The following is a 16,388-nucleotide window of genomic DNA, read 5'->3' on the forward strand; positions in this document are numbered from 1 at the left end:
GCATCGACCGGAGGAGGGCCGATGAGACACCGCCCCGCACCCGCCCGCGTCCGTTCCGCCATGGGGGCCCTGGCCGTGACGGCCGCCCTGCTCGCCGGCTGCGCGGTTGCCGGCGCCCCCGAGCCCGCGGACGACGAGGCCGCCTTCGACCGTTTCGCCGAGCAGATGGCCCGGGAGCACGGCCTCGATGCCGACCGGGTGCGCGAGGTGCTCGCGGCGAGCGAGCGCCAACAGGACATCATCGATGCCATGGAGCGCCCGGCGGAGGCGCTGCCGTGGCACCGCTACCGCGGCATATTCCTCAAGCAGGCGCGCATCCAGGCCGGTGCCGACTTCTGGGACGAGCACGAGGCGCTGATCCGGCGCGTGAGCGAGGCGTATGGGGTGTCGCCGGCCGTGCTGGTCGCCATCGTCGGCGTGGAGACGCGCTACGGCACTTATACCGGCCGTCACCGGGTCATCGACGCCCTGCGCACCCTGGCCTTCGATTACCCGCCGCGCAGCGGGTTCTTCCGCGGCGAGCTGGCAGACTACTTCCTGCTCACCCGCGAGGAGGGCATCGATCCGCTCGGACCCAAGGGCTCCTATGCCGGTGCCATGGGCATGCCGCAGTTCATCGCCAGCAGCTACCGCGCCTACGCCGTGGATTTCAACGACAACGGCCGGCGGGACCTGTGGGACGAGCTGCCGGACGTGCTCGGCAGTGTCGCCAACTACTTCGCCCGTCACGGCTGGCGCAGCGGTGAACCGGTGGCGGTGCCCGCGGAGGTGGACGGCGACGACTGGCGCCCGCTCGCCGATGCCGGCGGGCTCAAGCCGAACACCACTGTCGGCGAGCTCGCGCGTCGCGGCGTGTACCCCCAGGAAACGCTGCCGGCGGATGCCCCGGCGCGCCTCACCGTGCTCGAGGGCGAGGATGGCCCCCAGTACTGGGTGACCCTGACGAACTTCTATGTCATCACCCGCTACAACCACAGCCCGCTATATGCGATGGCGGTGCATCAGCTCGGTGAGGCGATCCGCGAGGCGCGGGGGCCCGGGGCATGAGGGCGGTGCCGCTGCTGCCCGCGCTGACGGCGGTGGCCGTGCTGGCGCTGGCCGGCTGTGCGTCGTCACCTGGCGACGGTCCGGGGGAGCCGATCTCCGGCGCCTCGAGCCTGCCGGATGCGACGCCGAAGGAGGTGCCCCGCAGCCGCTACGGCAACCCGGATAGCTACGAGGTGCTGGGGCGGCGCTACCATGTGATGTCCGATGCCTCCGGTTTCCGGCAGCGCGGAATCGCCTCCTGGTACGGCAAGAAGTTCCACGGCCGGCGTACCTCCAGCGGTGAGCCGTACGACATGTATGCCATGACCGCGGCCCACAAGACCCTGCCGCTGCCGTCGTGGGTCGAGGTGACCAACCTGGACAACGGGCGCAAGGCGGTGGTGAAGGTCAACGACCGTGGTCCCTTCGCGAAGGGGCGGATCATCGATCTCTCCTATGCCGCGGCGACCAAGCTCGGTGTGGTGTCGACCGGCACCGCACCGGTGTCGATCCGGGTGGTGGGGCCGGGCTACGAGGCTGGCGGGAAGGATGCCCCCCCTGACGGCGGACAGGAACGCCAGCCGGACACCGCCCGCGCCGTGGCGGTCGATGACGATACCCCGGACGACGGTGCCGTCGACGGCTCGGCGCAGCTCGCCTCGGCTGCCGGTGATGATCCGCAGTCCCTGGACGGGGCCGTCACGGCGGATGCCGGCGGTGGGGCAGGGGCGGCGAGAGCGCCCGCAGAGGGCGCCGTGGGCGACACCGGTGACGGGGCAGGGCGCACATCCTCGGCGTCGGCAATGGACTACTATATCCAGCTCGGGGCGTTCGGTGTGCGTCAGAATGCCGAGCGCCTGGTGGCGCAGCTCCGCGATTCCGCCATCGAGGTGCCGGTGCGCATGGAGGCGACGACCCAGCAGGGGCGTGAACTTTATCGCGTCCGGGTGGGTCCCCTCGATGGTGAGGCGGCGGTCCGGGAGATCGGAGGACGCCTCACCGCCAAGGGTTATCCGTCGGGTCACGTGGTGACCGAGCCCTGAGGGGCGGCGGATGGCCGGATTTACCGCAGGCACAGTAAATAGGGATCATGGCTAAACTGGCTCTTCGATTCAGCGTATTCGCTCTCGTTCTCGCGACCCTGCTGGGCGCCGGCCGTGTGCTCGCCCAGACTCAGCCGATACCGGTGCCGGATCCCCCGAGCCTCGGCGCGCAGAACTACGTGCTCATGGACTACCACAGCGGCCGGATGATCGCTTCCAAGGATCCCGACGCCCGGGTGGAGCCGGCGAGCCTGACCAAGCTCATGACCGCCTACGTGGTGTTCAAGGAGCTGGACGCGGGCAACATCGCCATGGACGACATGGTCCGTGTCTCCGAGCGGGCGTGGCGGGCCCCCGGCTCACGGATGTTTATCGAGGCGGGCGACCAGGTCAGCGTCGCCAACCTGCTGCGCGGGATGATCATCCAGTCGGGCAACGACGCGAGCATCGCGCTGGCCGAGTACGTCGCCGGCACCGAGGACACCTTCGCCCAGGTGATGAATCAGTACGCCGACGCCCTGGGCATGGACAACACCCACTACGTGAACGCCACCGGCCTGCCCACGGAGGAGCATTACTCCTCCGCCCACGACACGGCCATCCTGGCGCGGGCGCTGATCAGCGAGTTCCCGCAGTACTACAAGTTCTACTCGACGAAGACGTTCAAGTGGAACGGCATCGAGCAGAGCAACCGCAACAAGCTGCTGTGGCGGGACAAGACCGTGGACGGGCTGAAGACGGGCCACACGGAGGCGGCGGGCTACTGCCTCACGAGCTCCGCCGAGCGCGACGGCATGCGCCTGATCTCGGTGGTGATGGGCACCTCCAGCGCCAACGCGCGGCTCGACCAGAGCCAGGCGCTGCTGAACTACGGCTTCCGCTTCTTCGAGACCCACCGCCTCTACCAGGCGGGCAAGTCCCTGACCGACGCGCCGGTCTGGAAGGGCGCCACGGATACCGCCCCGCTGGGTGTGCGTCACGACCTCTACGTCACCATTCCCAAGCGCCAGTACGATCGTCTCGAGGCGAGCATGAGCGTGGACGGGCGCATCATCGCGCCGGTGGAGGAGGGCAAACCCTACGGCAAGGTGCAGGTCACCCTCGGGGAACGTACCGTTGCGGAGGTGCCCCTGGTGGCGCTGACCGGTGTCGAGGAAGGCGGCTTCTTCGGGCGGGTCATGGACGAGGTCATGCTTTGGTTCTACTGACCACCGATGATGCCCCCTGCTACCTCAACGGCGAATGGCTCGCGCTCTCCGAGGCGCGGGTCTCGCCGATGGACCGGGGGTATCTCTTCGGTGACGGCGTCTACGAGGTGATCCCCGCCTACGGCGGCCGGGCGTTCCTGCTCGACCGTCACCTCGCGCGGCTGCGCGGCAGCCTCGCGGCGATCGGGCTGGATGCCGGCACCCTGGCCCCGGAGGCTGTGGTTTCCGGACTGCTGGAAGGGGCCGAAGTGGATTGTTCGGTCTACCTGCAGATCACGCGGGGCGTGGCCCCGCATCGTGATCACCGCTTTCCCGCACAGCCCGAGCCCGGGGTGTTCGCCTACCGCGCACCGATGCCGCCGCCGGTGGTCGAGGGTACCGACGGGGTTGCCGTGATCCTGCGCGAGGACATCCGCTGGGCGCGCTGCGACATCAAGGCCGTCTCGCTGCTCGGCAACGTGCTCCTGCGTCAGGCGGCGGAGGAGGCCGGCGCGTTCGAGACGCTGCTCCAGCGCGGGGGCCGGATTACCGAGGCCTCGACGAGCAACGTCTTCGCCGTGATCGACGGCACCGTCGTCACCCCGCCGCTGGGGCCGTCGCTGCTGCCGGGGGTGACCCGTGCCTTCGTCCTGGCGCTCGCCCGCGAGGTCGGTGTCCCGGTGGCGGAGCGCCCCATCGATGCCGACGGGCTCGCCGCCGCCGGGGAGGTCTGGCTGACCAGCTCCACCAGGGAGATCGTGCCGGTGACGCGGATCGACGGCGCCAGGGTGGGCGACGGCAGGCCCGGGCCCGTGTGGCATCGGCTGCGCGAGGCGTTCGACCGGCACAAGGCCGCGTTCCGGGGCACGCCGGCGACGGAGGTACCGGCATGAACAGCGAGGACACACCGCTCACCTTTCCCTGCGACTTCCCGATCAAGGCCATGGGCCGGGCCGGTGCCGATATCGAGGCCACCGTGCGCCGGCTGGTCGCGGCCCACGTCCGCGGCGAGCTTGCGGAGGCGGACGTGCGCGTGGCGGAGAGCCGCAACGGCCGGTTCCTGTCGGTGACCGTGACCGTGCGTGCGCACAGCCGAGAGCAGCTCGACGCGATCTACCGCGACCTTCACGCCCACGACGATGTCCTGATGACGCTGTGAGCGCCGTGGTCGCCGACGATCCCGCCCTCAGGGTGCGCCGCCTCGGCCGCGTGGCCTACGAGCCCACCTGGCGGCGGATGCAGGCGTTCACCGACGAGCGCGGTCCTGAGACCGGCGACGAGCTCTGGCTGCTGGAGCACCCGCCGGTATTCACCCAGGGGCTGGCCGGCCGGCCGGAGCACCTCCTCGCCCCGGGGGATATCCCGGTCGTCGCCGTTGACCGCGGTGGCCAGGTCACCTACCACGGCCCGGGGCAGCTCGTGGCGTATCCGCTGCTGGATGTCCGCCGCCGCCGTCTCGGCGTGCGGCGGCTGGTCTCGCTGCTGGAGGACGCGGTTATCCGCGTGCTCGCCGACGACGGCATCACCGGGCACGCCCGGCGGGACGCCCCGGGGGTATACGTGGCGGGTGCCAAGATCGCCCAGGTCGGCCTGCGGGTGCGCCGGGGCTGCAGCTACCACGGCCTGTCGTTCAACGTGGACATGGACCTGGAGCCCTTCTCCCGGATCAATCCCTGCGGCTATGCCGGGCTGGAGGTCATCGACCTGCGCAGCCTGGGCGTGACGCTGCCCATGGCCGAGGCCGAGGACCGCCTGCTGGCGGCCATCCAGGCTGGCCTGGCAGCGGCGGAGTAGGGCGCCGGCCGCGCGGGTCAGCCCGACGCGCCGCCGCAGACCGGGCAGTCCGGATCCCGCACGAGCGAGAGGGTGCGCCAGCGCATCCGCATGGCGTCCAGGGTGAGCAGCCGCGACTCCAGCCCTTCGCCGAGCCCGGCGAGCAGCTTCACCGTCTCCACCGCCTGCAGGCTGCCCACCACGCCGGTGAGCGGGCCGAGCACGCCGGTCTCGCTGCAGGTCTCCGCCGCCTCGCCGGTTTCCGGGAACACGCAGCGGTAGCAGGGTGCGCCGGGGCGGTCGCTGCGGTAGACCGCGATCTGGGCCTCCATCCGGATCACCGCGGCGGAGACCAGCGGCCGGCCGCCGGCGACGCAGGCGCGGTTGACCGCGAAGCGTGTGGCGAAGTTGTCGCAGCCGTCGGCGACCGCGTCCACCCCGGCGACCAGGTCGGGGAGGCTGGCGTCGTCCAGGGGGTCGGTGACCGTCTCCACGCGCACGTCCGGGTTGAGGGCGTTCAGCCGCTCGCGGGCCACCTCCGCTTTGAGCGCGCCCACGTCCTCACTGCGGTAGAGGATCTGGCGCTGGAGGTTGGTCAGTGCCACGCGGTCGAAGTCGGCCAGCACCAGGCGCCCCACGCCGGCGGCGGCGAGGTACAGCGCCGCCGGCGAGCCCAGCCCGCCGAGGCCGACGATGAGCACGGAGGCGTCGAGCAGCCGCTGCTGGCCCTCATAGTCGAGGCCGGGAAGCATGATCTGGCGGCTGTAGCGCAGGAGCTGGTCGTCGTCCATCAGGGTATCCGGTCGCGGTGGATCAGGGCCGGCGCCCGCCGGTGACCCGCTCGTGTCCGGCGAGGTCCCGCCAGGTCTGCACGGCCGTGTAGCCGGCGTCGGCGAGCAGCCCGCGGACCGCCTCGCCCTGGCGCCAGCCGTGTTCCAGTATCAGCCAGCCCCCGGGGGCCAGCCAATCCGGCGCGTCATCGACGATCGTGCACAGGGCGGCCAGGCCGGCGTCCGCGGCGATCAGCGCGCCACGCGGCTCGTGGGCGGCGTCGCCCTGCCAGGGTTCGGGCTCTTCGGCGCCGATGTAGGGCGGGTTGCTCACCACCAGCGGGTAACGCCGTGCCGGCAGGGGGGCGAACCAGTCGCCCTCGAAGACGCTGACGCGGGCGTCGAGGCCCAGGCGGGCGGCGTTCTCCCGGGCGAGCGTTGCGGCGTCGTGGCTGCGCTCGGTGGCGTCCACCGCCGTTCCCGGCCATTCGCTCGCCAGCGCCAGGGCCACGGCGCCGCTGCCGGTACCGAGGTCCAGAAGCCGTTCCGGCGGGGCGGGGCAGACCGCCAGCGCCGCCTCGACCAGGGTCTCCGTCTCCGGGCGTGGCACCAGGGTGTCCGGGGTGACCGTGAGCGCGAGGCTCCAGAATTCCCGCTCGCCGGTGAGGTGGGCGATAGGTGCGCCCCGGGCGCGGGCCGCGAGCAGCGCCCGGAAATGCTCGACCTCGCTGGCCCCCGGGTAATGCTCCGGCCAGGTGTGCAGCCACGTGCGGCTGCGGCCCAGGGCGTGGGCCAGCAGCAGTGCGGCATCGAGGCCCGGGCTGTCGCCGCCGGCCAGCCGCCGGCGGCCCTCGGCCAGCAGCCCCGTGACGGTGGCGTCCTCCGCGATGGGGGGGTGGTCAGCCACCGATGCCGAGCTGACGGACGAGCATGCCACGCTCCTCGAGCATGACGGGGATGCCGTCATCGACGCGGTAGACACGTTCTCCGTTGCGCGTGACCAGGCCTTCCGCGAGGGGCTCGTTCACCGGGCTGTCGTCCATGTAGTGGAGCGTGCCGCCGGAGATCAGCTCGTTGACGCGCTTGAGCTCGTCGCGGCGCAGCGGGCGTACCGGCACCTTGGTGACGGGGCAGCAGAGGATGTCCAGGAGTTTCCGGTCCAGGGGCATTCGGGGCCTCCGACGGTGAGCCGCGTTCGATCTGGTTCTCAAACCCGTAGTGTACTGCCTGTGCCAGGCGTTGGGACAGTTGCGCCGTACGTGCGCGTGACCGGTGTCCCGTTTCAGAAGCCGAAGGCCCGGTGGCGGGGGGCCGGGGCGCTGGCATGCGTGGACAGGCGTTCTATAAATGCACTATGGGGGAGACGAACACCGCCCCCCGGCGGCAGGCAAGCATAGGGGGAGGCCGGCATGGTCCGCAGCGCTGAGCGAAAGACGATCGGTGACGGGCATCGCGGGGCCACGGCGTGTGCCTTCTGCGGCAGCGTCGAGAGCGCCGCCAATACCCTGGTGGCGACCGGGGCGGTCTCGATCTGCGCGCGCTGTGCCACCGAGTGCGCGCGCATCCTGGCCGAGGAGGGGGCGACGGAGCGGGCCCTGGCGCCGGCCCCGCTGCCCACGCCGTCCCAGATCCATGCCTTTCTCGACGAGTACGTGATCGGCCAGACCCGGGGTAAGCGCAGCCTCGCCGTGGCGGTGTACAACCACTACAAACGCCTGCGCCGGACCCGTTCGCCCGGCGAGCCGGAGATCGGCAAGAGCAACGTGCTCCTGCTCGGCCCCAGTGGTTCCGGCAAGACCCTGCTCGCCGAGACCCTGGCGCGCTCGCTGGCGGTACCCTTCGTGAGTATCGATGCCACCGGCCTCACCGAGGCGGGCTACGTGGGCGAGGACGTCGATGTCATCGCCGAGCGGCTGCTCCAGGCCGCCGACGGGGATATCGGCCTGGCCGGCTGCGGCATTGTCTATATCGACGAGATCGACAAGCTCGCCGCCGGTGCGGACAGCCCGGTGCACGGCCGTGACGTCTCCGCGGAAGGGGTGCAGCAGTCGCTGCTGCGCTTCCTGGAGGGGACCCGCGTGCCGCTGCCCCAGGCCCGGCGGAGCCCCCGTGCCCCCATCCCGGAGCTCGACACCCGCGAGGTCCTGTTCATATGCGGCGGGGCCTTCGACGGCATCGACGCCCTCGTTCGTCGTCGCCAGCTCTCCGGTGGTGTCGGCTTCGCCGCGGATCCGGCGGGGGAGATGGCGGAGACGCCGCCGTTGGCCGAGGCGCTTTCACCGGAGGATCTCATGGCCTACGGCCTGATCCCGGAGCTGGTGGGGCGGTTGCCGGTCACCGCGGTGCTCGACCCGCTGGACGCCGCGGGGCTGTGCGCCATCCTCACCGAGCCGCGGAATGCCCTGGTGGCGCAATACCAGTCCCTGATGGCCATGGACGGCTGCCGGCTCACCTTCGGCGACGATGCCCTGGAGGCCATCGCCGAGGAGGCGCTGGCTTCGGGTACCGGCGCGCGTGCCCTGCGCGGTGTGCTCGAACGGGTGCTCCTCGAGCCCATGTTCGTCGCCGGTCCGGGGACGCTGCATGTCGACGCCGCGCATGTCGCCGACAGCCGCCTCGGGGCTTGCCGCCGGGCGGGCTGAACGCCCCGGTGCGTACCGCCGGCATGCATGGAAACTTCATCGGGCGCCCCGTATCATGGGAGTCGTCTTCACGCGGAGCCGTGCGAATGCCGGCCCCGCAAGCGATATGACCCGTCGGGGAACGCCCAATGAGCGAAGTGAAAATCGACGACATCAACGTCCTGGCGCAGGAGATCCTGCCGACCCCGCTCGAGGCCAAGCGCAAGCTGCCGCTGAGCGAGGCCGCGCGCAAGACCGTCGTGGACGGCCGGCGCACCGTCGAGAACATCATCGACGGCACGGATCACCGCCTGCTGGTGGTCGTGGGGCCATGCTCGGTGCACGACATCGAGGCCGCGAAGGACTATGCCGCGCGGCTCAAGCGCCTCCACGACGAGGTGGCGGACAATCTGTTCGTGGTGATGCGCGTGTACTTCGAGAAACCGCGGACCACCGTCGGCTGGAAGGGGCTGATCAACGACCCCTACATGGATGACTCCTTCCACATCGAGGAGGGGCTGTTCCGGGCCCGCGAGCTGCTGCTGCACCTCGCCGAGATCGGCCTGCCGGCGGCCACGGAGGCCCTCGATCCGCTGACGCCGCAGTACATCGGCGATCTCATCACCTGGACCGCCATCGGCGCCCGGACCACCGAGTCCCAGACCCACCGCGAGATGGCGAGCGGCCTGTCCACGCCGGTTGGCTTCAAGAACGGTACCGACGGCAGCCTGGACGTAGCCATCAACGCCCTGCGCTCGGCGGCGAGCCCGCACAGCTTCCTGGGCATCAACCAGGAGGGCCAGTCCGCCGTTATCCGTACCCGCGGCAACAGCTACGGCCATGTGGTACTGCGCGGCGGCAAGCAACCGAACTACGACTCCGTGAGCATCGCCCTGTGCGAGAAGGACCTGCGTGAGGCGGGGCTGCGCACACAGCTGGTCGTCGACTGCAGCCACTCCAACTCCAACAAGGATCCGGGGCTGCAGCCGCTGGTGGTGGAGAACCTGATCAACCAGATCCTCGAGGGCAACCGCTCGATCACCGGCATGATGATCGAGAGCAACATCGGCTGGGGCAACCAGAAGCTCAAGGGCGATCCCTCGGCGCTGGAATACGGTGTCTCCATCACCGACCCCTGCATCGACTGGGAGACCACGGAGACGGTGCTCCGCGACGCCCACCGCCGCCTCGGCGGAGCGCTGCGCAAGCGCGCCGCGTGATGCCCTGTGCCCGGTCTCCGGGGTTGACGCCCCGGGGGTCGGGAGGGTAAATGAGCGTTGGCTTTTCGTTCGCCCCCGCGGCGACGGATCACGGAACGGTGCACCGGAGGTGCGCCGGAGGCTGAACGCCGGCGCCGCCGTCGGGTGGCGGCTGCCGGATAGGGAGGAGTCATCATGGCCGACAAGTCCAACACCCTGCCGGTTCGCGGGATCGAGCCGTATCAGCCGGCGGAGGGCGAGGAATACATGAGCGATGCGCAGCTCGAGCACTTCGAGCGGCTGCTCACGGCATGGAAGCGCCAGCTCCAGGAGGAGGTCGAGCGCACCATGAGTCATATGCGCGACGACGCCAACAACTACGCGGACCCCGCTGACCGGGCCACCCAGGAGGAGGAGTTCGCGCTGGAGCTGCGCACCCGCGACCGTGAGCGCAAGCTCATCCGCAAGATCGACCAGACCCTGGAGCGGATCCGCAAGGACGACTACGGGTTCTGCGAGCAGTGTGGTGTGGAGATCGGCCTGCGCCGTCTCGAGGCACGCCCCACCGCGACGCTGTGCGTGGACTGCAAGACACTCGAGGAGATCCGCGAGAAGCAGCGCGTGGCCTGATCCCCCGCGCGGCTTGTCGCCACCGGGGCCGGCGCAGTCACTGCGCCGGCCCTTTTCGTTGGTGCTTCGCAAAGTGGCGGGAGGGGGCGGTTGCGGACCGGCGATCGCCGGTGGTCTGGCGCAGCCGGTCCACGGTCGAAACGTTCCCCGCGCAGGTCGCACGCCTTTTCGGCGCACGATCCACGTGTCCGGGCGCTCCCGCTCCCCGGCCCCTCCGCCGTGAAGACGGTGCGGCCACGGGTGCGGACCGGGTGGCTCAGGGGGCCACGGTCTGTCGCGCGCCGGGACGTGGGAAGGGTTAGAGCGCCTCGTCGGCCATCGCCGCGAGCTGGTCCGCCTGGTGCTCGCGCATCAGCGGGCCTATCACCGGGTCCAGGTTGCCGGCCATGATCTCCTCGAGCTTGTAGAGCGTGAGGTTGATGCGGTGGTCGGTCACCCGGCCCTGGGGGAAGTTGTAGGTGCGGATGCGCTCGGAGCGGTCGCCGCTGCCCACGAGCTGCCGCCGGGCCTGGGTCTGTTCGGAGACCTGTGCGTCGCGTTCCCGGGCCATGATCTTCGCCTGGATGAGGCTCAGCGCCTTGGCGCGGTTCTTGTGCTGGGAGCGCTCGTCCTGGCACTCCACCACGATTCCCGTGGGCAGGTGGGTCATGCGCACGGCGGAGTCGGTCTTGTTCACGTGCTGACCACCGGCACCGGAGGCACGGAAGGTGTCCACCTTGAGGTCGGCGGGATTGATCTCGATCTCCTCGATCTCGTCCGCCTCCGGCAGGACCGCCACCGTACACGCCGAGGTGTGGATCCGTCCCTGGGACTCCGTCTCGGGTACGCGCTGGACGCGGTGGGCGCCGGACTCGAATTTCAGCCGCGAGTACACGCTCTCCCCGCTGACCCGGGCGATGAGCTCCTTGTAGCCGCCGTGCTCGCCGGGGCTGTCGGAGACGATTTCCACCCGCCAGCCCTGGTGCTCGGCGTAACGCGAGTACATCCGGAAGAGGTCGCCGGCGAACAGCGCGGCCTCGTCGCCGCCCGTGCCCGCGCGGATCTCCAGGTAGATGTCCTTGTCGTCATTGGGGTCGCGGGGGAGCATGAGCACCTCCAGCTCGCCCTCCAGCGACGCCAGGCGCTCGCCGAGCCCGGCGATCTCGTCCTCCGCCATGGCCCGCATCTCGCTGTCGTCCTCTTCGCGCATCTCTTCGGCGGCGCGGAGGTCGGCCTGGGTGCGGCGATAGGCGTTGAGCGTGCGGACCAGGGGTTCGAGCTGCGCGTACTCCCGGGACAGGCCGGTGAAGCGGCGCTGGTCGCCGATGACCTCCGGGTCCGCGAGCAGGGCCTCTATCTCCTGGTGACGCTCGGCGAGCTGGTCGAGCTTGCGTTGCAGGGAGTCCTTCACTTCGTGTCGCCCTCGTCGTCGTCCAGTCCCAGCACCCGCCGCGCCGCGCTCAGGGTGGCGCCGTCGCCCTGGCGGGCGGCCTGGCGCAGACCGATGGTCGGGCTGTGGAGGAGTTTGTTGGTCAGCGTGTGGGCGAGGTATTCGAGCACGTCGTCCGCATCGTCGCCGCGTTGCAGGCGCCGCCGGGCGCGGTTGAGCACCGCCTCCCGGTCCTGGTGGGCGCGCCGGCGCAGCGCCCGTATCGCCGAAACGGCGTCGAGTCCGCGCAGCCATTCCATGAAGCGTTCGGTCTGCACGGTGACGATGGTCTGCGCCTGCTCTGCCGCCGCCTGGCGTGAGCGCAGGTTGTCCTCGATGACCTCGCGCAGGTCGTCCACGGTGTAGAGATAGACGTCCGGCAGCTCGCCCACCTCGGCCTCGATGTCCCGCGGCACCGCGATGTCGACCATGAAGATCGGACGGTGGCGCCGGCGCTTGAGCGCGCTCTCCACGCTGCCCTTGCCCAGGATGGGCAGGGTTGCGGCGGTGGAGGCCACCACGATATCGGTGCTGTGGAGCCGGTGGGGGATCTCGCTGAGCCCGATGCCCTCGCCGCCGAGCTCCTCGGCGAGCTGCTCGGCGCGTTCCGGGCTGCGATTGGCAATAACGAGGCCGCCGATGCCCTGCTCGCGCAGGTGGCGAGCGGTGAGCTCGATGGTCTCGCCGGCGCCGATGAGCAGCGCGGTCTGACGTTCCAGGTCGCCGAAGATCTGGCGCGCCAGGCTGACCGCCGCGAAGGCCACGGATACCGGGTGCGCCCCGATTTCGGTCTCCGTGCGCACCTGCTTGGCCACGGAGAAGGCGTGCGTGAACAGCCGGTCGAGGGTCGGTCCGACCACCCCGGCGTCCGCCGCGGACTGCCAGGCAACCTTGGTCTGGCCGAGGATCTGGGGCTCGCCGATGACCAGCGAATCGAGACCGGCGGCGACGTTCATGAGATGGGTGACCGCCGCCTCGCCGCGGTGGACGTAGGTGTGCTCGGCGAGCCAGTCCGTCTCCAGGCCGTGGGCGCGTTCCAGCCAGCGGCGCAGCGTCTCGGGCCCGCAGTCGCCGTCCAGGACGGTGTAGAGCTCCGTGCGGTTGCACGTCGACAGCAGCACCGCTTCCTCGATGCCGGGCTGCCCGGTGAGCTCGCGCAGTGCTCCGCCCAGGCGTTCCGGCTCGAATACGACGCGCTCGCGGACCTCGATCGGCGCGGTCTTGTGGCTCAGTCCGAGGGTGACAACAGGCATGTGCAACCGGGCGGAGTGCGGAAAGCCGAATTGTAGAGCACTCCTGCGCTGATACAAACCACCGCCGCGGTATGCTCCCCGGCAAGGATGTGCTCGTGCCTGCGGGCGGGAAGGCAGTACACTGGGGCGCGGGTGGCGTCAGGGAAACAGCGAGGAGCGCATGCCACGATTCATCTTCCTGGTCGCGCTGGCGGCCGTCATCGCCGGTTGTGCGACGAACCGTGAGGCCGCGGAGCCGGGGCCGTCGCCGGTGGCGGAGGACGCCGCGGCGAGCGATCCCCACCAGGAACTCATCTACCAGCTGCTGGTGGGCGAGTTCGCGGGCAACCGGGGTGCGTTCGACCAGGCGGCGCAGGCCTACGGTGACGCGATGGCGCTTACCGACGACCCGGCGGTCGCCCAGCGGGCGGCCCGGGTGGCGCTGTACGCCGAGCGTTTCGATCTCGCCCGGACTGCCGCGCGGCGCTGGCTCGCGCTGGCGCCAGCCGCCCGGGAGCCCCACCGCATCCTCGCTGTCGTCGCCCTGCGGGAAGGGGATCCGGAGGCCGCGACGGAGTCCTTCCTCGCGTACCTCCCCGGTGACGGGGACACGCGGGACCAGGCGCTCTCGCGCCTGGGGGCGGCCCTTGCCCAGGAAGGCGACGCGAACGCGGCCATGGCGGTCGCCCGGGGGCTGGCCGGGCATTTCCCCGAGAGCGCGGCCGCGCAGTTGATGGCCGCCCGCGTGGCGCTGTCCACGGGTCGTGCCCGGTTGGCCCTGCAGTCTGCGCGCGCGGCGCTGCAGCTGCGGCCCGGCTGGCGGGCCGCAGCCCTTGTCGAGGTGGAGGCGCTGCGGCGCAGCGGCCGTGCGGGCGAGGCGCTGAAGCGGCTGGATGGCATGGTGGCCGATTCCCCCGGTGATTACGAGCTGCGGCTGGAGTACGCCCGGGCGCTGGCCGCCGCCGGCCGTTCCGGTGACGCCCTCGGCCAGTTCCACGCGCTGCTGGAGCGCCAGCCCGACGACGACCGTATCCTGCTATCCGGTGCGCTGCTGGCGCTTCAGTCCGGCCATCACGATCAGGCGCGGCGCTGGCTCAAGCGCCTGCTCGCGATCGAGACCCGCACCGACGCGGCCAACTACTATCTCGGCCGGCTCGCGCTGGACGAGGGGGATGCCGGTCAGGCGGTGGAGTACCTGCGCCGGGCCGGCGGCGAGTACGCCGTGGATGCCGCCCTGGCCGAGGCGACGGCTCTGGCCGCGGACGGCCGGATCGACGCCGCGCGCCAGCGGCTGCGCACGCTGCGGGACGACAACTCCGATGCCGCGGTGCAGGCGTATGCCACCGAGGCCGAGCTGCTGCGGCGCTCGGGGCGCCAGGCCGAGGCGCTGTCGGTGCTCGACGAGGCCCTGCAGGCACACCCCGGTGACGCCGATCTGCGTTATGCCCGTGCCATGGCGCGGATTCAGGCCGGCAGCCTCGAACAGGCCATCACGGACCTGGAAGCGGTCATCGATGCGGATCCGCAGAATGCCGCGGCGCTGAACGCGCTGGGCTATACCCTGGCCGACGGCAACCGCGACCTCGACCGTGCCGCCTCGCTGGTCTCCCGCGCCTACCAGCTCTCCCCGGACGATCCGGCGGTGGTGGACAGCATGGGCTGGGTGGCCTACCGCCAGGGGCGCCTCGAACAGGCCCTGGATTACCTGCGCCGGGCCGAGTCGCTCTCCGGCGGCGATCCGGAGATCGCCGCCCACCTGGGCGAGGTGCTCTGGCAGCTCGGCCGCAAGGACGAGGCGCGGCGCGTCTGGCGGGAGGCGCTCGAGGCCTATCCGGACCACGAGGTGCTGCGCAGCACCGTGGAGCGCTTCCAGCCATGACGGCGGTGCGGTTCCTGCGTGCGTTTGCCGCCGCGGTGCTGACGGCGGTGCTCGCCGGTTGCAGCGTCGCCCCGCCGACGCCGGGCGACGGCCGAGTGACCCTGCCGGTGGCGGACTGGCAGCCTGCCCCCGCCCCGGAGGCCTGGCGGCTGACCGGCCGGGCCGCTCTGCATGCCGGTGACGACGGTGGCACCGTCTCGGTGTTCTGGGAGAGCGGCGGGGATCGCTACCGGCTCACGCTCAACGGCCCCATCGGCTCCGGTGCGGTGCGCCTGGAGGGGAATGCCGGCGGCATCACCCTGCGTACCAGCGACGGCCGCGTGCGCCGTGCGGGCTCCGCGCGGGCCCTGCTCCGCGCGGAGACGGGCTACGACCTGCCGGTCTCTTACCTGCGCTGGTGGGTGCGGGCGCGGGCCGTCCCGGAGCTCGGCGGCCGGGTGCGCCTCGACGATGACGACCGCCCGGTGAGCCTTGTGCAGGACGGCTGGCACGTGACCTATGACGAGTTCCGGCGCGTGGACGGCTACTGGCTGCCCCACCGGCTGTCGGTGGAGCGCGGCGACGTCAGCGTGCGCCTGGCGGTGCGGGAGTGGCGCGCGGGACCGTCGTCGTGACCGCCGCTGCGGCGGAAGTATCTGCTGGCTGGCCGGCCCCGGCCAAGATCAACCGCTTCCTGCACATCGTCGGCCGGCGCGCGGACGGCTACCACGAGCTGGAGACGCTGTTTCAGTTTCTCGATCTCGCCGACGAGCTCGCATTCACCGTGAACGCGGCCGGCGGGGTCACCCGCGAGGGCGGCCCGCCGGGGCTCGCCGCGGAGGCGGACCTGGTGGTGCGGGCGGCAAGGGCGCTGCAGCAGGCGACCGGCTGCCCCCTTGGCTGCCATATCCGCGTGGACAAGCATCTGCCCGCCGGCGGCGGGCTCGGCGGTGGCAGTTCGGACGCGGCGACGACGCTGGTCGCGCTCAACGAGCTCTGGGGGACCGGGCTCGACACGGCGGCACTGGCCGCGATCGGGCTAACACTGGGGGCGGACGTGCCGGTGTTCGTCCACGGCCATGCGGCCTGGGCGGAGGGGGTGGGCGAGACCCTCACCCCGATGGCGCCGGACGAGCCCTGGTTCGTGATCATCGACCCGGCCGTAAGTGTCTCCACCGCGGAGGTATTCGGTGCGCCGAAATTGACACGCCATACGCCTCGTATCAGAATACCGCGCCTTGACACGGGGTCACTCGGCAATGACTGCGAAGCGGTCGTTCGCGAACGTTACCCGGCGGTCGGCGAGGCACTCGACTGGCTCGGCCGGTTCGCCGGCGCCCGCCTCAGCGGGACAGGCGGGTGCGTTTTCGCGCCTTTCGCCCGCGAGGACGAGGCGCGGAGCGTGTGCGCGCGGGTGCCGCCGCACTGGCGCGGCTATGTCGCCCGGGGCTTGAACCGTTCGCCGCTCGTCGCGCGGCGGGACGCGGTGCGTGCCGGTGACCCTGCGGACTACTGGGGCGTGGCCAAGCGGTAAGGCACGGGGTTTTGATCCCCGCATTCGCAGGTTCGAATCCTGCCGCCCCAGCCATTTTCCATCCTCGCCGCTGCAATCGACAGGTAGACCGTCGTGATTGAAAACGG

Annotated in this window: 17 protein-coding genes and 1 tRNA gene; 13 read left to right on the top strand and 5 right to left on the bottom strand. The window is 71.1% G+C overall.

What is annotated here, in order from left to right; all coding sequences use genetic code 11:
- Positions 1-21: 21 nt before the first annotated feature.
- The 6 genes from mltB (at position 22) to lipB (ending at position 5,050) form a co-directional block, all read left to right on the top strand.
- A complete protein-coding gene (gene mltB / locus ACEZHJ_RS03645) occupies positions 22-1,047 on the top strand; it encodes a lytic murein transglycosylase B (protein ID WP_240466060.1) in 1,026 nt (341 codons plus the stop codon).
- Positions 1,044-2,069 (top strand): septal ring lytic transglycosylase RlpA family protein, encoded by a 1,026-nt coding sequence (locus tag ACEZHJ_RS03650; protein WP_051088251.1) that lies wholly within the window; start codon positions 1,044-1,046, stop codon positions 2,067-2,069. Before mltB ends, ACEZHJ_RS03650 begins: the two co-directional genes overlap by 4 nt.
- Before the next feature lie 47 nt (positions 2,070-2,116).
- Complete coding sequence (locus ACEZHJ_RS03655; RefSeq protein WP_375036240.1) at positions 2,117-3,277, top strand: D-alanyl-D-alanine carboxypeptidase family protein; 1,161 nt, start codon at positions 2,117-2,119, stop codon at positions 3,275-3,277.
- A 68-nt stretch (positions 3,278-3,345) separates the two neighbouring features.
- The gene (locus tag ACEZHJ_RS03660; RefSeq protein ID WP_375036245.1) at positions 3,346-4,149 is read left to right on the top strand and encodes an aminotransferase class IV; all 804 of its coding nucleotides are present in this window, start codon (positions 3,346-3,348) and stop codon (positions 4,147-4,149) included.
- On the top strand, positions 4,146-4,415 hold the full coding sequence (locus tag ACEZHJ_RS03665; protein ID WP_018719218.1) for a YbeD family protein: 270 nt from the start codon (positions 4,146-4,148) through the stop codon (positions 4,413-4,415). Before ACEZHJ_RS03660 ends, ACEZHJ_RS03665 begins: the two co-directional genes overlap by 4 nt.
- Positions 4,412-5,050 (top strand): lipoyl(octanoyl) transferase LipB, encoded by a 639-nt coding sequence (gene lipB, locus ACEZHJ_RS03670; protein ID WP_018719217.1) that lies wholly within the window; start codon positions 4,412-4,414, stop codon positions 5,048-5,050. Before ACEZHJ_RS03665 ends, lipB begins: the two co-directional genes overlap by 4 nt.
- Before the next feature lie 17 nt (positions 5,051-5,067).
- Here lipB and ACEZHJ_RS03675 read toward each other — a convergent pair whose 3' ends face one another.
- From ACEZHJ_RS03675 to ACEZHJ_RS03685, 3 genes are read right to left on the bottom strand one after another with little or no spacing between them, the layout of a single operon-like run.
- Entirely contained in the window at positions 5,068-5,820 is a 753-nt protein-coding gene (locus tag ACEZHJ_RS03675; protein WP_018719216.1) for a molybdopterin-synthase adenylyltransferase MoeB, read from the bottom strand.
- Between the two features lie 22 nt (positions 5,821-5,842).
- A complete protein-coding gene (gene prmC, locus ACEZHJ_RS03680; RefSeq protein WP_018719215.1) occupies positions 5,843-6,706 on the bottom strand; it encodes a peptide chain release factor N(5)-glutamine methyltransferase in 864 nt (287 codons plus the stop codon).
- Complete coding sequence (locus tag ACEZHJ_RS03685; RefSeq protein WP_018719214.1) at positions 6,699-6,968, bottom strand: Trm112 family protein; 270 nt, start codon at positions 6,966-6,968, stop codon at positions 6,699-6,701. Before ACEZHJ_RS03685 ends, prmC begins: the two co-directional genes overlap by 8 nt.
- A gap of 240 nt (positions 6,969-7,208) precedes the next feature.
- Here ACEZHJ_RS03685 and clpX point away from each other — a divergent pair, with 240 nt between their 5' ends.
- The 3 genes from clpX (at position 7,209) to dksA (ending at position 10,249) form a co-directional block, all read left to right on the top strand.
- The gene (clpX, locus tag ACEZHJ_RS03690) at positions 7,209-8,441 is read left to right on the top strand and encodes an ATP-dependent Clp protease ATP-binding subunit ClpX (protein WP_163138695.1); all 1,233 of its coding nucleotides are present in this window, start codon (positions 7,209-7,211) and stop codon (positions 8,439-8,441) included.
- Positions 8,442-8,569: 128 nt separating this feature from the next.
- Entirely contained in the window at positions 8,570-9,640 is a 1,071-nt protein-coding gene (locus ACEZHJ_RS03695; protein WP_018719212.1) for a 3-deoxy-7-phosphoheptulonate synthase, read from the top strand.
- A 174-nt stretch (positions 9,641-9,814) separates the two neighbouring features.
- Entirely contained in the window at positions 9,815-10,249 is a 435-nt protein-coding gene (gene dksA, locus ACEZHJ_RS03700; protein ID WP_018719211.1) for an RNA polymerase-binding protein DksA, read from the top strand.
- Positions 10,250-10,547: 298 nt separating this feature from the next.
- Here dksA and prfA read toward each other — a convergent pair whose 3' ends face one another.
- Both prfA and hemA read right to left on the bottom strand, forming a co-directional pair.
- On the bottom strand, positions 10,548-11,639 hold the full coding sequence (gene prfA / locus ACEZHJ_RS03705; protein ID WP_018719210.1) for a peptide chain release factor 1: 1,092 nt from the start codon (positions 11,637-11,639) through the stop codon (positions 10,548-10,550).
- Positions 11,636-12,910 carry a glutamyl-tRNA reductase gene (gene hemA / locus ACEZHJ_RS03710; protein ID WP_040409614.1) on the bottom strand — a complete coding sequence of 425 codons (1,275 nt, stop codon included), beginning with the start codon at positions 12,908-12,910 and terminating at the stop codon, positions 11,636-11,638. The genes prfA and hemA overlap by 4 nt, the downstream gene beginning before the upstream one ends.
- 160 nt (positions 12,911-13,070) lie before the next feature.
- Here hemA and ACEZHJ_RS03715 point away from each other — a divergent pair, with 160 nt between their 5' ends.
- The 4 genes from ACEZHJ_RS03715 (at position 13,071) to ACEZHJ_RS03730 (ending at position 16,335) form a co-directional block, all read left to right on the top strand.
- Positions 13,071-14,768 (top strand): tetratricopeptide repeat protein, encoded by a 1,698-nt coding sequence (locus ACEZHJ_RS03715; RefSeq protein ID WP_018719208.1) that lies wholly within the window; start codon positions 13,071-13,073, stop codon positions 14,766-14,768.
- Positions 14,765-15,382 carry a lipoprotein insertase outer membrane protein LolB gene (gene lolB / locus ACEZHJ_RS03720; RefSeq protein WP_163138696.1) on the top strand — a complete coding sequence of 206 codons (618 nt, stop codon included), beginning with the start codon at positions 14,765-14,767 and terminating at the stop codon, positions 15,380-15,382. Before ACEZHJ_RS03715 ends, lolB begins: the two co-directional genes overlap by 4 nt.
- Positions 15,358-16,281, top strand: coding sequence for a 4-(cytidine 5'-diphospho)-2-C-methyl-D-erythritol kinase (ispE, locus tag ACEZHJ_RS03725; protein WP_240466061.1), 924 nt, complete (start codon positions 15,358-15,360; stop codon positions 16,279-16,281). Before lolB ends, ispE begins: the two co-directional genes overlap by 25 nt.
- Positions 16,261-16,335, top strand: a tRNA-Gln gene (locus ACEZHJ_RS03730). Before ispE ends, ACEZHJ_RS03730 begins: the two co-directional genes overlap by 21 nt.
- Positions 16,336-16,388: the final 53 nt, after the last annotated feature.

The organism is Arhodomonas sp. KWT2 (assembly GCF_041949875.1).
Lineage (GTDB): Bacteria > Pseudomonadota > Gammaproteobacteria > Nitrococcales > Nitrococcaceae > Arhodomonas > Arhodomonas aquaeolei.

Excerpts from the sequence above, each read along its gene's own strand:
- ACEZHJ_RS03650 (WP_051088251.1), top strand. The coding sequence starts at position 1,044 with ATGAGGGCGGTGCCGCTGCTGCCCGCGCTGACGGCGGTGGCCGTGCTG.
- lolB (WP_163138696.1), top strand. The coding sequence starts at position 14,765 with ATGACGGCGGTGCGGTTCCTGCGTGCGTTTGCCGCCGCGGTGCTGACG.
- clpX (WP_163138695.1), top strand. The coding sequence starts at position 7,209 with ATGGTCCGCAGCGCTGAGCGAAAGACGATCGGTGACGGGCATCGCGGG.
- ACEZHJ_RS03685 (WP_018719214.1), bottom strand. The coding sequence starts at position 6,968 with ATGCCCCTGGACCGGAAACTCCTGGACATCCTCTGCTGCCCCGTCACC.
- dksA (WP_018719211.1), top strand. The coding sequence starts at position 9,815 with ATGGCCGACAAGTCCAACACCCTGCCGGTTCGCGGGATCGAGCCGTAT.
- ACEZHJ_RS03675 (WP_018719216.1), bottom strand. The coding sequence starts at position 5,820 with ATGGACGACGACCAGCTCCTGCGCTACAGCCGCCAGATCATGCTTCCC.
- ACEZHJ_RS03715 (WP_018719208.1), top strand. The coding sequence starts at position 13,071 with ATGCCACGATTCATCTTCCTGGTCGCGCTGGCGGCCGTCATCGCCGGT.
- ACEZHJ_RS03660 (WP_375036245.1), top strand. The coding sequence starts at position 3,346 with ATGGACCGGGGGTATCTCTTCGGTGACGGCGTCTACGAGGTGATCCCC.
- mltB (WP_240466060.1), top strand. The coding sequence starts at position 22 with ATGAGACACCGCCCCGCACCCGCCCGCGTCCGTTCCGCCATGGGGGCC.
- ACEZHJ_RS03655 (WP_375036240.1), top strand. The coding sequence starts at position 2,117 with ATGGCTAAACTGGCTCTTCGATTCAGCGTATTCGCTCTCGTTCTCGCG.
- hemA (WP_040409614.1), bottom strand. The coding sequence starts at position 12,910 with ATGCCTGTTGTCACCCTCGGACTGAGCCACAAGACCGCGCCGATCGAG.
- ACEZHJ_RS03695 (WP_018719212.1), top strand. The coding sequence starts at position 8,570 with ATGAGCGAAGTGAAAATCGACGACATCAACGTCCTGGCGCAGGAGATC.
- ACEZHJ_RS03665 (WP_018719218.1), top strand. The coding sequence starts at position 4,146 with ATGAACAGCGAGGACACACCGCTCACCTTTCCCTGCGACTTCCCGATC.